The 14,637-nt window shown below is 65.8% G+C and carries 18 protein-coding genes; all 18 read right to left on the bottom strand.

The annotated features are described in order from the left end of the window. Positions 1 to 23 precede the first annotated feature (23 nt). Positions 24 to 1,061, bottom strand: coding sequence for a contractile injection system protein, VgrG/Pvc8 family (locus GGR48_RS01575; RefSeq protein ID WP_183950147.1), 1,038 nt, complete (start codon positions 1,059 to 1,061; stop codon positions 24 to 26). Next, positions 1,058 to 1,447, bottom strand: coding sequence for a phage tail protein (locus tag GGR48_RS01570; RefSeq protein WP_183950145.1), 390 nt, complete (start codon positions 1,445 to 1,447; stop codon positions 1,058 to 1,060). Before GGR48_RS01570 ends, GGR48_RS01575 begins: the two co-directional genes overlap by 4 nt. After that, positions 1,447 to 3,906, bottom strand: coding sequence for a phage tail tape measure protein (locus tag GGR48_RS01565; protein ID WP_183950144.1), 2,460 nt, complete (start codon positions 3,904 to 3,906; stop codon positions 1,447 to 1,449). The genes GGR48_RS01570 and GGR48_RS01565 overlap by 1 nt, the downstream gene beginning before the upstream one ends. A gap of 3 nt (positions 3,907 to 3,909) precedes the next feature. Continuing rightward, positions 3,910 to 4,038 carry a GpE family phage tail protein gene (locus tag GGR48_RS01560; RefSeq protein ID WP_183950142.1) on the bottom strand — a complete coding sequence of 43 codons (129 nt, stop codon included), beginning with the start codon at positions 4,036 to 4,038 and terminating at the stop codon, positions 3,910 to 3,912. A gap of 8 nt (positions 4,039 to 4,046) precedes the next feature. After that, positions 4,047 to 4,391, bottom strand: coding sequence for a phage tail assembly protein (locus GGR48_RS01555; protein WP_183950140.1), 345 nt, complete (start codon positions 4,389 to 4,391; stop codon positions 4,047 to 4,049). Between the two features lie 71 nt (positions 4,392 to 4,462). Continuing rightward, positions 4,463 to 4,975, bottom strand: a complete 513-nt coding sequence (locus GGR48_RS01550; protein ID WP_183950138.1) for a phage major tail tube protein — start codon at positions 4,973 to 4,975, stop codon at positions 4,463 to 4,465. Between the two features lie 32 nt (positions 4,976 to 5,007). Continuing rightward, positions 5,008 to 6,183: a phage tail sheath subtilisin-like domain-containing protein gene (locus tag GGR48_RS01545; RefSeq protein WP_183950136.1), complete on the bottom strand. Its 1,176-nt coding sequence runs from the start codon at positions 6,181 to 6,183 to the stop codon at positions 5,008 to 5,010. Continuing rightward, entirely contained in the window at positions 6,180 to 6,548 is a 369-nt protein-coding gene (locus tag GGR48_RS01540) for a GPW/gp25 family protein (RefSeq protein ID WP_221211336.1), read from the bottom strand. The genes GGR48_RS01545 and GGR48_RS01540 overlap by 4 nt, the downstream gene beginning before the upstream one ends. 5 nt (positions 6,549 to 6,553) lie before the next feature. Then, a complete protein-coding gene (locus GGR48_RS01535) occupies positions 6,554 to 7,105 on the bottom strand; it encodes a phage baseplate assembly protein V (protein WP_183950595.1) in 552 nt (183 codons plus the stop codon). A gap of 74 nt (positions 7,106 to 7,179) precedes the next feature. Then, the gene (locus GGR48_RS17880; RefSeq protein WP_206362536.1) at positions 7,180 to 7,317 is read right to left on the bottom strand and encodes a hypothetical protein; all 138 of its coding nucleotides are present in this window, start codon (positions 7,315 to 7,317) and stop codon (positions 7,180 to 7,182) included. Beyond that, on the bottom strand, positions 7,314 to 9,299 hold the full coding sequence (locus tag GGR48_RS01530; RefSeq protein WP_183950132.1) for a hypothetical protein: 1,986 nt from the start codon (positions 9,297 to 9,299) through the stop codon (positions 7,314 to 7,316). Before GGR48_RS01530 ends, GGR48_RS17880 begins: the two co-directional genes overlap by 4 nt. A gap of 3 nt (positions 9,300 to 9,302) precedes the next feature. Further along, a complete protein-coding gene (locus GGR48_RS18045; protein WP_240456148.1) occupies positions 9,303 to 10,355 on the bottom strand; it encodes a phage tail protein in 1,053 nt (350 codons plus the stop codon). Then, the gene (locus GGR48_RS01520; RefSeq protein WP_183950130.1) at positions 10,352 to 10,996 is read right to left on the bottom strand and encodes a phage tail protein I; all 645 of its coding nucleotides are present in this window, start codon (positions 10,994 to 10,996) and stop codon (positions 10,352 to 10,354) included. Before GGR48_RS01520 ends, GGR48_RS18045 begins: the two co-directional genes overlap by 4 nt. Next, positions 10,993 to 11,886, bottom strand: a complete 894-nt coding sequence (locus GGR48_RS01515) for a baseplate assembly protein (protein WP_183950128.1) — start codon at positions 11,884 to 11,886, stop codon at positions 10,993 to 10,995. The genes GGR48_RS01520 and GGR48_RS01515 overlap by 4 nt, the downstream gene beginning before the upstream one ends. 58 nt (positions 11,887 to 11,944) lie before the next feature. After that, positions 11,945 to 12,421 (bottom strand): phage virion morphogenesis protein, encoded by a 477-nt coding sequence (locus GGR48_RS01510; RefSeq protein WP_183950125.1) that lies wholly within the window; start codon positions 12,419 to 12,421, stop codon positions 11,945 to 11,947. After that, complete coding sequence (locus GGR48_RS01505; RefSeq protein ID WP_183950124.1) at positions 12,421 to 12,918, bottom strand: phage tail protein; 498 nt, start codon at positions 12,916 to 12,918, stop codon at positions 12,421 to 12,423. The genes GGR48_RS01510 and GGR48_RS01505 overlap by 1 nt, the downstream gene beginning before the upstream one ends. After that, complete coding sequence (locus tag GGR48_RS01500) at positions 12,915 to 14,309, bottom strand: polysaccharide deacetylase family protein (protein ID WP_183950122.1); 1,395 nt, start codon at positions 14,307 to 14,309, stop codon at positions 12,915 to 12,917. The genes GGR48_RS01505 and GGR48_RS01500 overlap by 4 nt, the downstream gene beginning before the upstream one ends. After that, positions 14,302 to 14,637 carry a hypothetical protein gene (locus GGR48_RS01495; RefSeq protein WP_183950120.1) on the bottom strand — a complete coding sequence of 112 codons (336 nt, stop codon included), beginning with the start codon at positions 14,635 to 14,637 and terminating at the stop codon, positions 14,302 to 14,304. The genes GGR48_RS01500 and GGR48_RS01495 overlap by 8 nt, the downstream gene beginning before the upstream one ends.

Here is a 14,637-nt window from a genome sequence, read left to right as displayed (position 1 = left end):
CACATATTCTATTGAGCGACATATTATTTGTCGCACGTGTCTAGTTTCAACTGGGTCTGAAACCCCCGATCGCCGATGGTGTGGGTCACCTCGCCGATCAGCCATGGGACCGCGTCGATCGTCGCCTTGTAACCTGATACCGTCGCTTTCTGCTCGGGGTGCAGATCGGCTCGGCCGAGTGCCAGCGTCATGGTCAGCGATAGCGGCTGACGGCCGGCGCGGGCGTGCGCGGCCTGGGCGGCGGTGCGCGCCTCTGCCTCCGACCCGTAGACGCGCGACAGCTTGCGCGCGCCTTTCTTGTCGCCGTGGGTCACGCTGTCGTGCTTCGCTCCGGCACGATCGCGCCAACTGGCCGTGACGCCGGTCACCTCCTCCCGCTTCTGGCGCTGGAACTGATGCTGATCACCGTCGCGCCGGCGGATGGTGACGGTGGGCAGCGTCTTGCCGCTCGCGGTCTTGCCGTCGCCGATCGGCTTCAGGATCATGACGCCCTTCTTGATGGTGGCGACGGCGTTATTCTCTCGGCCGAGGCGGCGGAAGAATGCGATATCGCTTTCCCGGCTCTGCGCCTTGGCATGAACCGCGATATTTGCCAGGCGCGCGGCGACGTTGGGCTTGAGGCCGTTGCGCTGGGCAATCTCGGCTACGATTCCGCCCAGCGTCGTGGCGTGCCAGCCCTGTTCGCGCCGGGTCTTCAGCTCGCCGATGAAGTCGGCCGCCCGCGCCTTGATGGTGATGAGGTCGGGCGGGCCGCCATGGCCGATTTCGTCGACGACGAACACGCCCTTGTCGACCAGCCCGGGTTGCACCTCGCTCCCCTGTTTCCATCCGATCGAGACCGCGATCTTGGCACCGGTGGGCGGTAGGGCTACCGCGCCATCGCTGTCGTCGATAATCAGGTCGAGCTGGTCGGCCTCCTCGCCGCGTTTCTCGCTGATGGATAGGGAGACCAAGCGATTGCGTGGCGGGCGGCCATTCGATTGCGCGACCTTGCCATAGAGCATCGGGGTAATGTCGCGGCCGTCGACGATCACCTGCGCCAGCGGGATGTTGGCGATCATGCCCGCTCCTCCTGATCGACGCGCAGCAGCTCGATGGTGAAGTCGATGCGGCGCGGCTTGCCGTTGGGAAAGAAGAGCTTCCGGCGGTCATCGATCGTGGTGATGACATATGCGCCGTAGACATAGCCGAGGCCGTCGACCAGCGACCAGGCATCGCCCGTGTCCGCCATACGGCGCAGTTCGTCGAGCGACACGTCGCCGTCGGCGATCTCGGTAAAGACGCTGCCGGGGATCGATATGGTTTCCTCGGCCGGGCCGGTGAACTGGGTCGCGTCGCGCGCGCCGACGCGCGGGGACGTGGCGTGCCGCCAGCTCGCACGCCGCGCCAGTTCGTCAAAGGTCAGCGTGTCGATACCGAAGATGAACATGCCGAGACCGAGCAGCATCAGCCATTCTCCCAATCGGGGATGTCGGCAAAGCTGGAGACATTCCCCGCCACCGATTGCCCGGTGACCTTGGCGACCTCGATCGCGACCAGTTCGGCCAGCCGCTGTTCGCTCTGTCCGGGCGCGCCCTGCACGACGATGGTGATACGGGGGGCACGCGCAGCCATGGCGGACGTGCCCTCTGCCCCGCCCGCGCCAGGCGCGCCGGGCGCGGCCATGGCGAGGCCGGGCGCGATCGTGCCCAGCGCCATCGCCGAGGTCAGGCGCTTGGCCACCGAGTCGACGCGGCGCAGCGGCTGGCCTTCGCCATCCGTGATACCGCCGGCGAGGCCCTCCATCATGTATCCGCCCAGGCCGGCGAAGACGCGGCTGGGTGAATGGATGCCGAGGACGCTCTTGAAAGCGCCGATCGCCGCGTGGCCCAGCGCCTTGACCCGGTTGACCAGTGTCATGGGGTTCAACATGCTGAGCAGACCGCTCATCAGGAAACGCCCGACGCGTGGCCCCCAATCGGCGATGAAGGTCCCGGCGCTGACAAAGGCGGCGCGCAGCGTCCCCCAAAAGCCGAACCAGGCGGCGCTGATCGTATCCCAATGGTTCCAGGCGGCAACGACCAGCGCGACCGCGCCGGCGATGGCCGCGATGGTGGCGAAGATCGGAAACAACCCGATCGATGCCACACCGCCGGCGACGCCCATCGCCAGCAGACCGGCGTTGATGAGCGCGATCGGCCCCATGATCGCGGCCAGGATGATGCTGCCCGCGCCGATGGCGAAGAACAGCCCGGCCAGCGCCCCGGTCAGGATGACGGCGAACTTGATCAATTGGGGGTGACGGGTGGCGAAAGCGCCCATGCGCATCGCGATCGCCGTGAAGCGCAACGCGCCCTCTTTGATCATCGGCAGCATCGACTGACCGATCGATAGCGAGACCGCCTCAAAGGCGTTTTTCGCGATATCGGTCATGCCCTTGGCGGTGCTGATGCGCGACGCAAATTCGCCTGCCATCGAGCCGGCATATTTCGAGCGGTCGCCGACCAGATCGAGGCGCTGCTTCACACCGTCAAGATTGGTCAGCAGCGGGGCAATCGCGCCGACCGATTCGGTGCCGAACATCTCGCTGAGGATACTGGCCTGTTTGTCCGGACTGAGCTTGCCGACCCGTTCGAGCAGGTCGACAATCGTCCCGCTGGCATCGACCTGCATCGACTTGGCGAGCTTGACCGCGTCGAGGCCGAGCGAGGAAAAGGCCTTGGACTGGCTCTTCGTCGCCGAGCTGCCCTTGGTCATGTTGAGCAGCAGGTTCTTGATGCCGGTTGCGGCGACCTCTTCCTCGACACCGATCGAATTCAGCGACGACGCCAGCGCAGATACCTGGGGCGCGGCGATACCCGCCACCTTGCCGAGCGGGCCGATGCGCGTGACGATGCCGGCGACCGAGGACGCGTTGCCGCCGAACTTGTTGGTCAGCGCGTTGACGCGGTCGCCGAGCGCGCGAACCTCAGGCTGGGTCATCTTAAACGCCTGTCGCCACTTCGCCATGGTCGCGCCGGCATCCTCGGCGGTCATGTCGAAGGCGATACCCATCTGGGCGGCGTCGTCCGTGAACGCGACCAAGTCTTTCGCCTGGGTGCGCAGTGGGCGGCCGAACGCATCCATGCCGACGCCGGCCGCGCCCGCTGCCGCCGCGATCTGCGACAGCTCGGTCGCGGTCATCGGGATTTTCGTGGTCAGGTTGATGATATCGTTCGTCATCCCCTGAAGCTGCGGGCCGGCAAGCCCGGTCACCTTGGCGACGCCCGCCATCCCCTCTTCAAGATCCATGGCACCGCGCGCGGCCATGACCAGTGGCGCGCCCGTCGCCGCGCCGATCGCGATGGCGGATGCGCCGCCCGCCGCGATCCCGCCCGCCCGGTCCTGCACCCGCGCGAAGCCGTCACGCGCCGAGGCAAGACGGCGCTGGCGGTCGGCGAGCTGGGCCATGCGTCGCTCCTGTTCGCTCAGCGCGTCGGTCGCCTGCCCAGCACGGCGTTCCAGATCGCGTTCATGACGCGCCAGGTCGCGGGTGCTAATGCCGGCCGTCTCCATGCGGGCGCGCAGTTCGCGCAGTTGTTGCGCCTCCTCAGTCCCGCGCCGGCGAACCGCCTCAAGCTGGCGTTCCGCCTGGGCCAGATCGCGGGTCATGGCGCGGGTCGGATTGGCGGTGCTAGCGATGGCGGCACGGGCAGTCGCAAGATTGCGACGGGCCGCGCCCAATTCGGTGCTGGTCTGGGTGATCCCCCGGCGCAGGTCGCGAAAGCCCGCGACATCGGCCTGCGCCCGCCTGATGTTCTTCAGCTCTTCACGGGCGGTCCGCAGCGATTCCGCCGCGCGGCTCGATCCCGCCGCAAGATCGCGCAGCGGCCGGGACGCACGGTCTCCGGCCTCCAAGAGCATGCGGATGCGCAACGTGCGGTCCATGGGTCAGCGTTCCCTCTGGGCGCGCCGCTTGGCGCGTTCCAGCGCGTCGGCCCGCCAGCCGAGCAGTTCGGCCAGTGTCATGTCGTTCATGGTGGCGGGTGCCCAGCTCCACAATTCGGCCAGGTCACCCATGATCGGCTCTATGCGCTCTGGGAGGCCGCCTGCTTGACGGCCTTCGGCAGCAAAAAATCGACGATTTCGCCACCCAACTGGACGAAGTCGGCCGGGTCCATCGCCGCGACATATTCCTTGTGCAGCACGGGATTGGTCAGGCGCGGTGCCAGCTTCTCGATCTGCGCATAGTCGCAACGGCTGATCACCGCCGAAATATCGATGCCGCGCAGCTCGCCGGCCGAGGGACGGCGGACTTGAATCTTGGTGCCCGCTTCCTGCACGATCTTGTCCCCGATCCGAATGGGAGCATCGAGCGTGAAGTCGCTGAAAAGACGGGCAGTGGTCGCGGTGCTGTCGTTCTGGTCGGCCATGGTGAAAGTCCTGTTCGGGAAAGGCCCCGCCGGGAACATCAACCGGCGGGGTGGAAGGTCAGGGGATCAGGTCAGCCGAGGCCGAGCGCCTCACGGTGCGGTGCCATCAGGTCGACGCCGCCCACCATCTCGACCATGCCCAGCACATCGATCTCGATCTCGACGACACCGTTCCAGGTCAGCTTGTAATAGGTGAGGTTGCTCTTGACCTTGAACTCGGTGTCCTCGCCGGGCTTCCATTCGCCCATGTCGATTTCCTCGTGCCGGCCGCGCGTGACGATCTCGATCGTGTCGACACCGCCCGTGTCGTCGTTCAGGAACGACCCGACGAAGCGTTGATAGACGCCGCTCATGTTGAGCATGCCGTGTTGGCGCAGGATGCTGCGCATGGGGCCGCCATAGGTCGCCTCCATTTCGAGCGGCTCGCCGCCCATGTCGACCTTGACCGCGCGATTCATACCGCCGCCCCGATATTCTTCCATCTTGCGGGTGAGCTTGGGCGGCGTGATCGAGACCGTTTCGGCGACATAGGCCTCAGTCTCGTTGAACATCGTGGTCTGCTTAAGCTTGCTGGGGAACGCCATCGCGTTTGGTCCTTATGAGAGGGGGCGGGGGATCAGGCGGAGCCGACCAGCGCGGCGAAATCTGCGAAGAATTCGTCGGTGATCTCCTGTTCCAGCCCCAGGCCTTCCAGCGGGGGGACGGGCGTGTAGCGATAGGAGATGACCAGTTGCCCGACCTTCAGGCTGGCGGTCGGGTTCTTTGCATCACGAAACTCGGCCGCACCGCCCAGCAACTGACCGGCGCGCTTCATGCTGCGCAGCTTGTCGCTGATCTGCTCGGCGATGTATTTTGCGAGGCTGGGCACAAGCGGCTGATCGATCGCCAGCACCATGCCGAGCGCGACGGTATCGGCTAGGATATGGGCGGTGCGAGCCGCGCTTTCGAAAACGAAGTCACTGTCCTTGGCCGCGCAGGTGCGGTTGCCCCAGAACCGCAGCGCTCCGGCGATGCGAACGACGGTGACCAGTTCGGAGGCGTTGAGCACGCTGGCGTCGCTGGTCGGGTCCTGAATGTCGAACGACACACCGGCGGTCAGGCCGTCGATGTCGTTCAGCGCGACGTTGGAAATCGTCTTGTGGAACCCTTGTGTCTGGTCGATCGCGGCGCGGGCACCGAGCGCGACGGCCGCGACGGGAACGGCGATGCTGGCACCGGCCGCGCCGTAGGGCGCGGTGACGCCCGGCCACAGGAGCGTCAGCTCTCGCGCGTTGGGGAACAGGGCGCGGTGGGCGATGGCTTCGCCGCGATCCTTGCCCAGGGCGGCGGCATAGACGCGGGCGCGCAGCTTCTTACCGACTTCGACCAGGGCCTTGGTCACCACTTCGCTTTCCAGGCCGGGCGCGCCGATAATGCGGGGATGCAGATCGATCTGGGCCGAGGCGGTGAGCAGGGCCTGCATGCCCGTCTTCACCCCATTCTCATCCTTGCCAATGATGGCGGTCGCGGTGTCCGCTGCATTGGCACCCGGCGCGATGCGGATGACGACGATCGGCGCGGACACCTGCCCCTTGATCGCTTGCAGGCAGGCGCGCAGCGTGCCGGTGTCCCCGGCCTTCTCGATCGCGTCGTCGATGTTGGTCACCTTGACCGGGATGTCGAGGGGGAAAGCCGAAGCATCGGCTTTGGGCGCGGTGACCACCAGGCCAATGACGGCGGTGGCGATCGTCGCGATCGAGCGTGTGGCGCTTTTGGTCTCGCCGACCCGGATGCCGTGGAAAAAGTCAGTCATGCATTGACCCCTTGGACAAGCGCCGAAAGGGCGCGGACGGTGGTGGAGGTGGAAAAAGCCGGGGTTCCGGCGACATCGACGCGGCGACCGGTAACCGTCAGCACCGCGTGGGACGGCGACAGACCCGGCGACAGCGTGACGCGAGCGATGCGTGCCCGGCCTTCCTGTCGCAGCAGCGCAAGGGCCGCAGCGGCGAAGATGCGCGTGCGGCCGAGCGTATTGTTGGGCTGGTCGAGCTGTTCAGGAACCAAGCTGCCATAGTCACGCCGCCCGATACGGGTGCCGAGCGGCGTGCCGAGGATGTCGGCAACCGACTGGTCGAGGTGGTCGACACCTTGGCAGACCTTCCCAGTATGGCGATCCATGCCGATCACAGCGGCTTGCCCGAAACGCCCTGACCCGGCTGCACCTTGTCGTGGACGTGATCCTTCAGGCTCTTGCCGCCGCCCACCACATCGTCGCTGGCGGTCAGCTTGCCCGTCACGTCGACGGGACCGTCGACCGAGAGCGGGCCTGTCACCGACAGGCCACCATCCGCGACGATCGCGGCGGTTCCGCCCGATGGCAGCGCGATCGTCAGTGCGTGAGTCGCGGGATCATAGGCCAGGCGCGCGCCGTCCTCGAATGCGATCACCGTCGATCCGTCCTGGGCGGGGTTGGGATGCGCGTTGCTCGACAAGCTGCCAGCGATGATGGCGCGATCGGTATCGGCCTCGGGCGCGATGACCAGCACCTGTTCGCCGATCGAAGGCGGCGAATAGATCCGCGTCTTGCCGGCGCGCGGCATGAGCCAGGGGATGTCGCCGGTGATCAGGTCTTCGAACTGGACGCGCGCGGTTCCCGCAGCGTGGTCAACGGATATGACCGTGCCTTCGCGTGCGAGGTCGCCAAGCAGGCGTTGAATATCGGCAGGATCGGCCATGTACGCGACCATGGCCGGCCTGTTTGATCATGCGAGACCCTGCTCTTGTAGAAAGCTATTCTACAAGAGCAGGGTCAGGGGGTTGGCTTCTGTGGCGGGTCGAGCAGGGCTTCCAACTTCGCAATGAGCGCCGCCTTGCGTTCCGGGTCGCGTTCGCCAGGGATCAGCGCGATCAATTGGCTTTCGGTCAGGGCCGTATCGTTGTCCATCATACCACCGGTGTGAGTGCGTTCTGGTTGCTGCTGTTCATGTACCAGTGACCCGGCTTCAGCCCCGCCAGTTTGGCATCCTCGTTGGATGGGTAAGGCTTGGGTAGGAACTCGACGGTCGAGCCATAGGGTTGCAGCTTGAGCGGCTTGGGTGTCCGGTCGCCAGCGCCCTGCGCCTGGATCGCGCAGGCGTCGCCGTCCGCGATCAGCGCCAGCGCATCGCCCGTCTTGCCGTCCTCGAAATCCGGCGACTGCACGCCGATCGTGCCGACCCCGCTGACGCTATGCGCCGGGGCGGTCGTGCCCGCCCCCAAGCGCTCGACCAGCGTCGTCTTGCGGTTGGCCTTGGCCTGCCGATCGACGATGCCGCGACCCGATGCGATCCGGTCGAAGTCGATCGAGCCGCTGACGCCACAGCGCCGGTTGGTCGGGTCGATCATGACGCCGGCGGTCGGCTGGCCACTGGCCTCCCCGAAATCTTGCGGCGTCACCGCGTCGGTCACGTCGCTGATCGAGCCGATGCCGATCGTGATTCCGTCGCACCCATTGGCGATACGGATGCCGCCGAGGTTCGACCGCATGAGGTGGAAGTTGGAAATGGTGACGAAATAGGTCTGGTCGTTGAAGATGATGTTATAGGTCGCCGAACCTTCGCAATTGATGTTTGTCATGGTGATGCGCGCGCACAGCTTGTCGAACAGGATGTTGTTGCCGGCGGTCGATCCCTTCGGCCCTGCGCCGAATAGATATTGGCGGACGAAGATGTTAACCAGGTTGAAGCCGGAGACATTGTAGTAGGCGCTGATCGCCTCATCCGACATGATGCCGGTGGCGAAAAAGTCCGTCAGATTAATCTGTTTGACGGAGCGCAGGCCAAAGCCTGTCGCGCCAATTTTGTCCTGATAGAGGTCCGAGGCGGTCACGCCGATGGTGTTTTCGAACGATAGCGCGATATAGCCGATGTCCACACAGCGCAGCTTCTTGACCGAAACGTCGTGCGCCATGTTGAAGCGGATGCCGCCGCCCTTGGCGTTGACATTCGACAGTCGGCCGTAGCCGTCGAACACGACGTTCTTGACCGGCGCATAGACATGGTAGACGCGGATATAGGTACGGTCCGGCATCGACACATTCAGTTCGTAGCGCAGATAGACCGATGTGCCGACGATGCGGTCGACGATGTTTGGTTCGTTGATGATGTCGGCCAAGTCCTTGATATAGGCGATCTGGATCATGTCGCCGGGGCGCAACTCGCTGGCGTTGGTCACCTCGATCACCCGTTCGAACCGGAAGATCGGATTGAGGACGGGACCGATATCGCCACCCGTCAGGCCCAGTCCCGCGAAACCATAGTCGTTGACATCGGCGAGGATGCCGGAGCCCGGTTCGAGGCGGTGGCGCATGTCCGACGCCAGCCGGATCTGGCGCGTCGTCGCCAGTTCGCGCCCCTGCGGATAGATAATCTGGCGGGGCTTCTTGTCGATCAGCTCCTGATAGTTCTGACCATCGTCGCGGCGGCCATCCATCTTGCAGAACAGGGTGGCGTTGACCTCCTGCCCGACCAGATCGCCGAGGAGCTTGGCATAGACGGGTGCGCCGAGCGGGTGGTTGATCTTGATTCCGTCCGCCGTCTGACGAACCCATGCGCCGTTCTGATCGGGCGCGATCGTCGACGATCCGTCGTCCGTATAAGGCGCGTTCTTGGTTTCCCAGTTGAAACGTCCATCCGGCACGGTGGCGTCGCCAGCGAGCGAGGCGATGCGGCGCAGCGGATCGGAACCGCGCAGCGCGTCGACGCTGTCATAGGTGTTCTCGGCCGCGCCGGGGTCGCCGCGATCGCCCTTGTACCAGTTCTGCAGGAACGGGACGATCAGGTCGCGGAAAGCGGCCATCGTCGTGCCCTTGGTCACGCCGGCCTGAACGACCGGGAGTTGTTCGTCGCCGAGCAGCTTGGCGACGATGGGAAGTTTGCTGATCTTTGCCATCGCTCAATAGCCCCAGGCGCGCCAACGGAAGCCGCCGGCCTCCACGCAGGTGGATTGATGATTCTGTGCGAACAGGACGGCGCGGTCGGGATAGAGCGCGACTTCCTGCACGGTGGTCTGACCATCGACGGTCTTGTTGGTGTTGATGGTCATGGGGAGCACGCCGGCGCAGGCGTTGGGAAAGGCGCGCGGAAAATTCAGCGTAAATTCGCCTTCATTGGGGGGGCGGTCACCTTGCCCCCACATCTCGACGAAGCCGTCCGGGTGGATGCGCCAGCCGGTGTTCCCGAGCTGGCTGGAATAGGCGTTGCGCAGGGACCACGGCGTCAGCGCCACCGAGTGGTCCGCGCCCTCACGCACCTGTTCGGGGGTCGCGGCCGCGACGGACAGGACAGGGTTATTCTCGATCGTCCCGCCGCCCGTGACCAGGCCGCTGCCCAGCACCTTATGGCCGATGACCCACTTGATCGACTCGTCGACGGCCTTGGTCAGATCGGTGAGCAGGGTGACGACGGGCGATACCGCCGCGACGATCATTGCGCGCGCGACAGCGACGGTGGTGACGCGCACCGGATCGCTACCCGCCGCCCCCTCAGCCAGGGTGGCCAGTTCGACCACGCCCTTCACCTCAGTTGTCGCGGGCGGGTTGAGGAAATTGGTGTCGCCGAAGCGCAGTTCGCGCACGTCGCCGGTCGGGAAGGCGATGTCGATCGCCGAGAGGAACGCCGCGCGCGGTGACTTCTCGAACAGGCGATCGGCCTGACCATAGACAGCGAACAGCGTACCGTCCGCCAGGAACAGGCCAAAGCCGCGCGCCGTGTAACCGATCTCTTCATCGTCGCGCATCGTCATGTGGACGATGTTGTCACCGACCTGTTGACCGGAGATGGCGGACAGGCGGCGGAACTCGCCGGGCAGCTTGTCGAGCGTGGGCGCGACGACGAAGACCGCATCGGTCAGCCCGACCTTGGCGATCGTCAGGTCGAGGTCATCGGCTAGCTGGGCAGCGGTGAAGCGCTCCAGCCCGGCCGTGGTAATCGTCAGCGTGAGCTTCATGGGGCGGTGTCCAGATAGCCGGTGTCTTCGGTTTCGAGCGGTTCGCCATCCTCGGTCTGGAGGAGGAGAGCCCATGACGTTGATGTGTCGGTCGCCAGTTGCGCTTCGTCGCGCGTGTAGGCCGCAAGCCGAGCCGCGCCCTGAACCCCAACCCCACCGGTCAGTTCGATGGTCTGGACGACCCGGAGATGTTCGCGCAGCGGCTTGACGCGCTCGACCGCGCCGATGATCTCGTCGACGATCGCGGCCTTGGTCCGGTCACCGCCAGCCGCGCCGGCGCTGGTGACCAGCGGGATGTGGATCTCGAAATTGTGGGGGGCCAGGCGGTCGGGCTCCTCGTGCCACTCGACCACCTTCGACAAGTCGTCGATGCGCGACAGCACCATATCGACCGAGGCACGGGTCCCTTTGATGCGGTGGAGCGCGATCGACTCGGCGACCGCCCGGCGCTTTACCGCCTCGGACCAGGCGCTATCCCAGGCGTCGACGGACAGGCCCCAGGCCAGCCAGGGGAGCCATTTGGCGTCGATACGCGCCGGATCGACCAGGGTGTCGATCGGTGTGGCGACATCGCTGATACGCGACACGCCGGCCTCCAGTGCGCGTTCGAGCGCGGTGGCGTTGGGTGGGAGCAGCGTCACGATGCATAGCCCCCATGCTCGATGACGATGTCGGTGCACCAACCGGCCTGAGTCCGGTCGCACACCACATCGTCGACCGGATCGATAAGGACGACGCGGTGGACGCCGGCGACGGTGAGCGCGGCGCTGATCCCCGACCGGGTCAGCGTGCGACCAAGCTTGCGATTCTCGGTCAGATAGGCGTCGAGATTGGCACGGGCGGTCGCCAGCACCACCGACAGGTCAGGCCCCGCGAAGGTGAAGAGTTGCGCTTTGATCCTGAAGTTGCGGATTTGCGCCGACCGGACGCTGACCGCATCGCCGAGCGGTCGCTTGGCGCTGGGGCTGGTCGCTTCGCGCACGGCCGCGACCAGATCGCCCGGGGCGGTGCCGTCGCCGGTTCGCGACAGGACCGACACCAGGACTTCACCGGGCGCGGGGGAAATCGCGCTGGCGTCCAGCACGTCGCCGGCCGCACCCTTGGCGAGCGCGACATAGGCCAGTTCCGGCCCTGCGGTTGAAAAGGCCTCCGGTGCCAGGACGATCCGCTGCCGATATTCGTCATCGCCTTCCATCACCGCCGGCGCGCCGGTCGACAGATCGGCGGGGGTGATAGTGCGCCGCGCGACACCGACCAGCGCGCCGAGATGATCGAGGTTGCTGCCGCCGGCATAGGCGACGAACAATTGCAGGGCGGCGTCCTGAAACTGGCGGCGCAGGAGCAGCTCGCGATAGGCCCCGACCTGTAGCACCTTGACGGCCGGATCGCTGTCGACCGTCGCGTCGAAGCTGGGCAGCAGCGCCTGCACGTCCGCCACCATGGCGGCGACGATCGCGTCGAAGTCGAGCTGTTCGACCAATTCGGGCGGCGTCAGGCGCGACAGGTCGATGGTGGTGGAGGTGGCGGCCATACGCTGGCCATGTCAGTTGCGGCGTGGACGCCTGACCACCCCGCGCTCTTGTAGAAAGCTATTCTACAAGAGCGCGGGCGGCGACGTGATCGAGCAGCATGTCGAGCGCCAGGTCGCGTTCCGGCTCGGTCAAGCCGAGCAACTCGCGGCGGGCATAGCGGACCTTGCGACCGCCCTTGGTCACCGCGTCGGTCAGCCCCTCCTGATGGACGCGGGCGATGGCAGCGGCGCGGCCGGTGAAGCCTATCCATGCCTCGGTGTCGGTCGATCCACTCTTTAGAAACTTGGTCGAGCGGAGCTTGCGGAACATCGCGGCACGCTTGATCTGGCCGCGCCGGCGCAACCGCCCTCCCCCCTCCTGGGCGCGGCGGGCGGCGAAGGCCGATCCATCCGGGTTTTGCTGGCGACCGATGCGCTGTGACTGCGAAGCGCGGATGGTGCGCGCCATCTTGCGCAGCAACGACCGGCGCTCCTGCGCGGACAGGCTTTGCAGGAGGTTGCCGGCGAGCTGTTCGATCGGCGCGAAATCGTCCATCAGGCGGGCACCACCACCGCACTGGCTTCCGCGACCAGATCATCGGCGATCCCGGCCCAGAAGCGCGCGCCCTCGGCCCCGGGAAAGGTGTCGGGCGGGATGATGTCGTCGAGATGGGTCGTGATCGTGCCAGGCTTGCCGGCGACCACGCCGCGCTCCACCTTCACCCGCTCGGTCAATTCGATCGTGATCGACAGGTCGATCAGGTCCTTGGCGAGCAGCTCGGCTTCGAACGCGAACGGCTCGCTATCCTGCTTCTGCATCAGCTCGGGCTGGTTGACGGCGATCCAGCCGATGATGGGCACGATGACCAGATCGATGTCGCCGGCGAAATCCTCGACCACCAGGCTGGCGGTGTAGCGATATTCGAAGGATGGAGAGCCGGCGCGGGCGGCGATGCGCCCGCGATCGGCGAAGGCGGCGAGCTTGGAGGGATCGGCCTTGAGCTGGGGGATGGAGCGGATCAGGAGGGCGCGCAGCCCGTCGAGCTTGGTCATGGAACCTCCAAATCGTCGACGGTCACGACATCGATCGTCGCGCGGTTTGCGTCGAGATAGGCGAGGAGCTGGTCGAAGGCCGGCCGCCAGTTCGACATGGAGCCGCTCAGCCCGTCGTGAAAGACGATGAAGCCGACGCCCTTTTGCGACATCGCGCGGTCGACATGGTTTTTCCAATAGGTCGAGAACAGCACCGTGCTGTTGCCCCACTGAAACTCCCCCGCCCCCATCGCCCGGATGCGCATCGGATCGCCCCAGGGATAGGTTTCTACCGTGCCGAACTCGCCGAAATAATAGGCGCGGACCGACCGGTAATTCCGAAACATCGGATAGGTGAGCATGTTGGTGGGACCGACATTGCCGAAATAGGAGCCGTGGCCACCACCGCTCAAGCCCATCCCATTTTGCCAATTGCGCAGCTTGGCGGTCTCGGCCGTGCGCTGATCGGCGGTCATCGACTCGATGCCGCCCGGACCGACATTATTCTCGGTCGAATAGGCCTGACTGGCGATCTGCCAGCCGAGATAGTCGTGCAGCGTCTTGACCTGGGCGATGGGCAGCTTGCCGGTGCGGCCGGTGTCGACAGCCGGCGACAAATACAGGACGCCGCGAAAACCATAACGCGCCATGGCGCGGGCGGCGTAGTTGATGGTCGCCGGATACTGGTCGTCGAACCCGATGACGAACTTGGCCTTGGTCAGTGCATTGGCGACCAGCTCTACATTGCCGACCGCGATTGACATTCCGGCCGAGCTGTTGGCCTGCATCGTCACCATCGCCCAGGTGACGGCCGAGAGGTTCGCGCCGCTGCCGACCGCCGTGAACGCGCTGACGGGGATAGTGAAGGACCCCCAGCGCTGCTCGGCGTTCTTCTGGCCCTCGCGGATCAGGCCGGCCGCGTTGTACTCGTGATAGTTGGCACCCGGCGAGGACGGGTTGCCCTCCGAATAGAGGCGGATTTTATAGCTATCGAGGCGCGGTTCGACATTGGCGATCGGCTTCGTCCAGATGCGGATGAGCTGCCCCGTCGCGATGGCGGGGCTGGCCAGCGTCGCGATCGGGCGGAACTGGCGCGCGTTGAACGATGCGAGCGTGATGGTCAGGCGGGTATCGCCATAGAGCGGATCGGTCGCGACATCGCTCGCCTCGCCGGGCGCGCCGTTGAGCCGTGCGACCTGATCAAAGGAGGCGAGGACGGCGATGGGCGCGGCGACGCGGTAACGCTGATAGGCGCGCCCGCCCACCGCCGGCCCCTTGTCGCCGTCCGCCGGCTGGTTCGGCCATTCGGGGCTGGGCAGCGCGGCACCGGGGGCCGGCGGTGGAACGATGATCTGGGCAGCGGCCGGCACGGCCAGGAGAAGCGCGGCGAGCGCAATCAGGATGTTACGCATTGGGGACCCTCGACAGAGTGACGTTCGCGCCGGCGGTGCCCGTCAGCACGACATCGACCACCGTTCCGGCCGCGAATTGCAGGGAGGTGCCACCGCCCACATCGACGCCGCCCTTGGTCAGGAGCTGCACCATGTTTCCGGCGGGGTCGCGGTATCGCAGCGCAATCTGTCCATAGGTCGAGCACGCCTGCGCCAGCACATAATTGCCGCCATAGAGCGCGACCGGCGCGCTGGCCGCGTTGGCGGCGGCCAGCGCGACCCGTTCCTGCCGGCGATCGGCCGTGGCGGCGAAGACCGCGCGGCGCTGTTCCAAAGTCGAGCGGGCCAT

Source organism: Sphingomonas pseudosanguinis (assembly GCF_014196255.1).
Lineage (GTDB): Bacteria > Pseudomonadota > Alphaproteobacteria > Sphingomonadales > Sphingomonadaceae > Sphingomonas > Sphingomonas pseudosanguinis.
The sequence above is the reverse complement of the archived record's forward strand: the minus strand, read 5'-3'. Positions and strand labels throughout refer to the sequence as shown.

What these genes read in the sequence shown, in the direction of transcription:
- GGR48_RS01560 (WP_183950142.1), bottom strand. Translation starts at nt 4,038, where the DNA reads ATGGGTGACCTGGCCGAATTGTGGAGCTGGGCACCCGCCACCATGAAC.
- GGR48_RS01505 (WP_183950124.1), bottom strand. Translation starts at nt 12,918, where the DNA reads ATGACCAAGCTCGACGGGCTGCGCGCCCTCCTGATCCGCTCCATCCCC.
- GGR48_RS01565 (WP_183950144.1), bottom strand. Translation starts at nt 3,906, where the DNA reads ATGGACCGCACGTTGCGCATCCGCATGCTCTTGGAGGCCGGAGACCGT.
- GGR48_RS01570 (WP_183950145.1), bottom strand. Translation starts at nt 1,447, where the DNA reads ATGCTGCTCGGTCTCGGCATGTTCATCTTCGGTATCGACACGCTGACC.
- GGR48_RS01515 (WP_183950128.1), bottom strand. Translation starts at nt 11,886, where the DNA reads ATGGCCGCCACCTCCACCACCATCGACCTGTCGCGCCTGACGCCGCCC.
- GGR48_RS17880 (WP_206362536.1), bottom strand. Translation starts at nt 7,317, where the DNA reads ATGATGGACAACGATACGGCCCTGACCGAAAGCCAATTGATCGCGCTG.
- GGR48_RS01530 (WP_183950132.1), bottom strand. Translation starts at nt 9,299, where the DNA reads ATGGCAAAGATCAGCAAACTTCCCATCGTCGCCAAGCTGCTCGGCGAC.
- GGR48_RS01550 (WP_183950138.1), bottom strand. Translation starts at nt 4,975, where the DNA reads ATGGCGTTCCCCAGCAAGCTTAAGCAGACCACGATGTTCAACGAGACT.
- GGR48_RS18045 (WP_240456148.1), bottom strand. Translation starts at nt 10,355, where the DNA reads ATGAAGCTCACGCTGACGATTACCACGGCCGGGCTGGAGCGCTTCACC.
- GGR48_RS01545 (WP_183950136.1), bottom strand. Translation starts at nt 6,183, where the DNA reads ATGACTGACTTTTTCCACGGCATCCGGGTCGGCGAGACCAAAAGCGCC.
- GGR48_RS01575 (WP_183950147.1), bottom strand. Translation starts at nt 1,061, where the DNA reads ATGATCGCCAACATCCCGCTGGCGCAGGTGATCGTCGACGGCCGCGAC.
- GGR48_RS01555 (WP_183950140.1), bottom strand. Translation starts at nt 4,391, where the DNA reads ATGGCCGACCAGAACGACAGCACCGCGACCACTGCCCGTCTTTTCAGC.
- GGR48_RS01500 (WP_183950122.1), bottom strand. Translation starts at nt 14,309, where the DNA reads ATGCGTAACATCCTGATTGCGCTCGCCGCGCTTCTCCTGGCCGTGCCG.
- GGR48_RS01495 (WP_183950120.1), bottom strand. Translation starts at nt 14,637, where the DNA reads ATGGCCCGCTCGACTTTGGAACAGCGCCGCGCGGTCTTCGCCGCCACG.
- GGR48_RS01535 (WP_183950595.1), bottom strand. Translation starts at nt 7,105, where the DNA reads ATGGCCGATCCTGCCGATATTCAACGCCTGCTTGGCGACCTCGCACGC.
- GGR48_RS01510 (WP_183950125.1), bottom strand. Translation starts at nt 12,421, where the DNA reads ATGGACGATTTCGCGCCGATCGAACAGCTCGCCGGCAACCTCCTGCAA.
- GGR48_RS01540 (WP_221211336.1), bottom strand. Translation starts at nt 6,548, where the DNA reads ATGGATCGCCATACTGGGAAGGTCTGCCAAGGTGTCGACCACCTCGAC.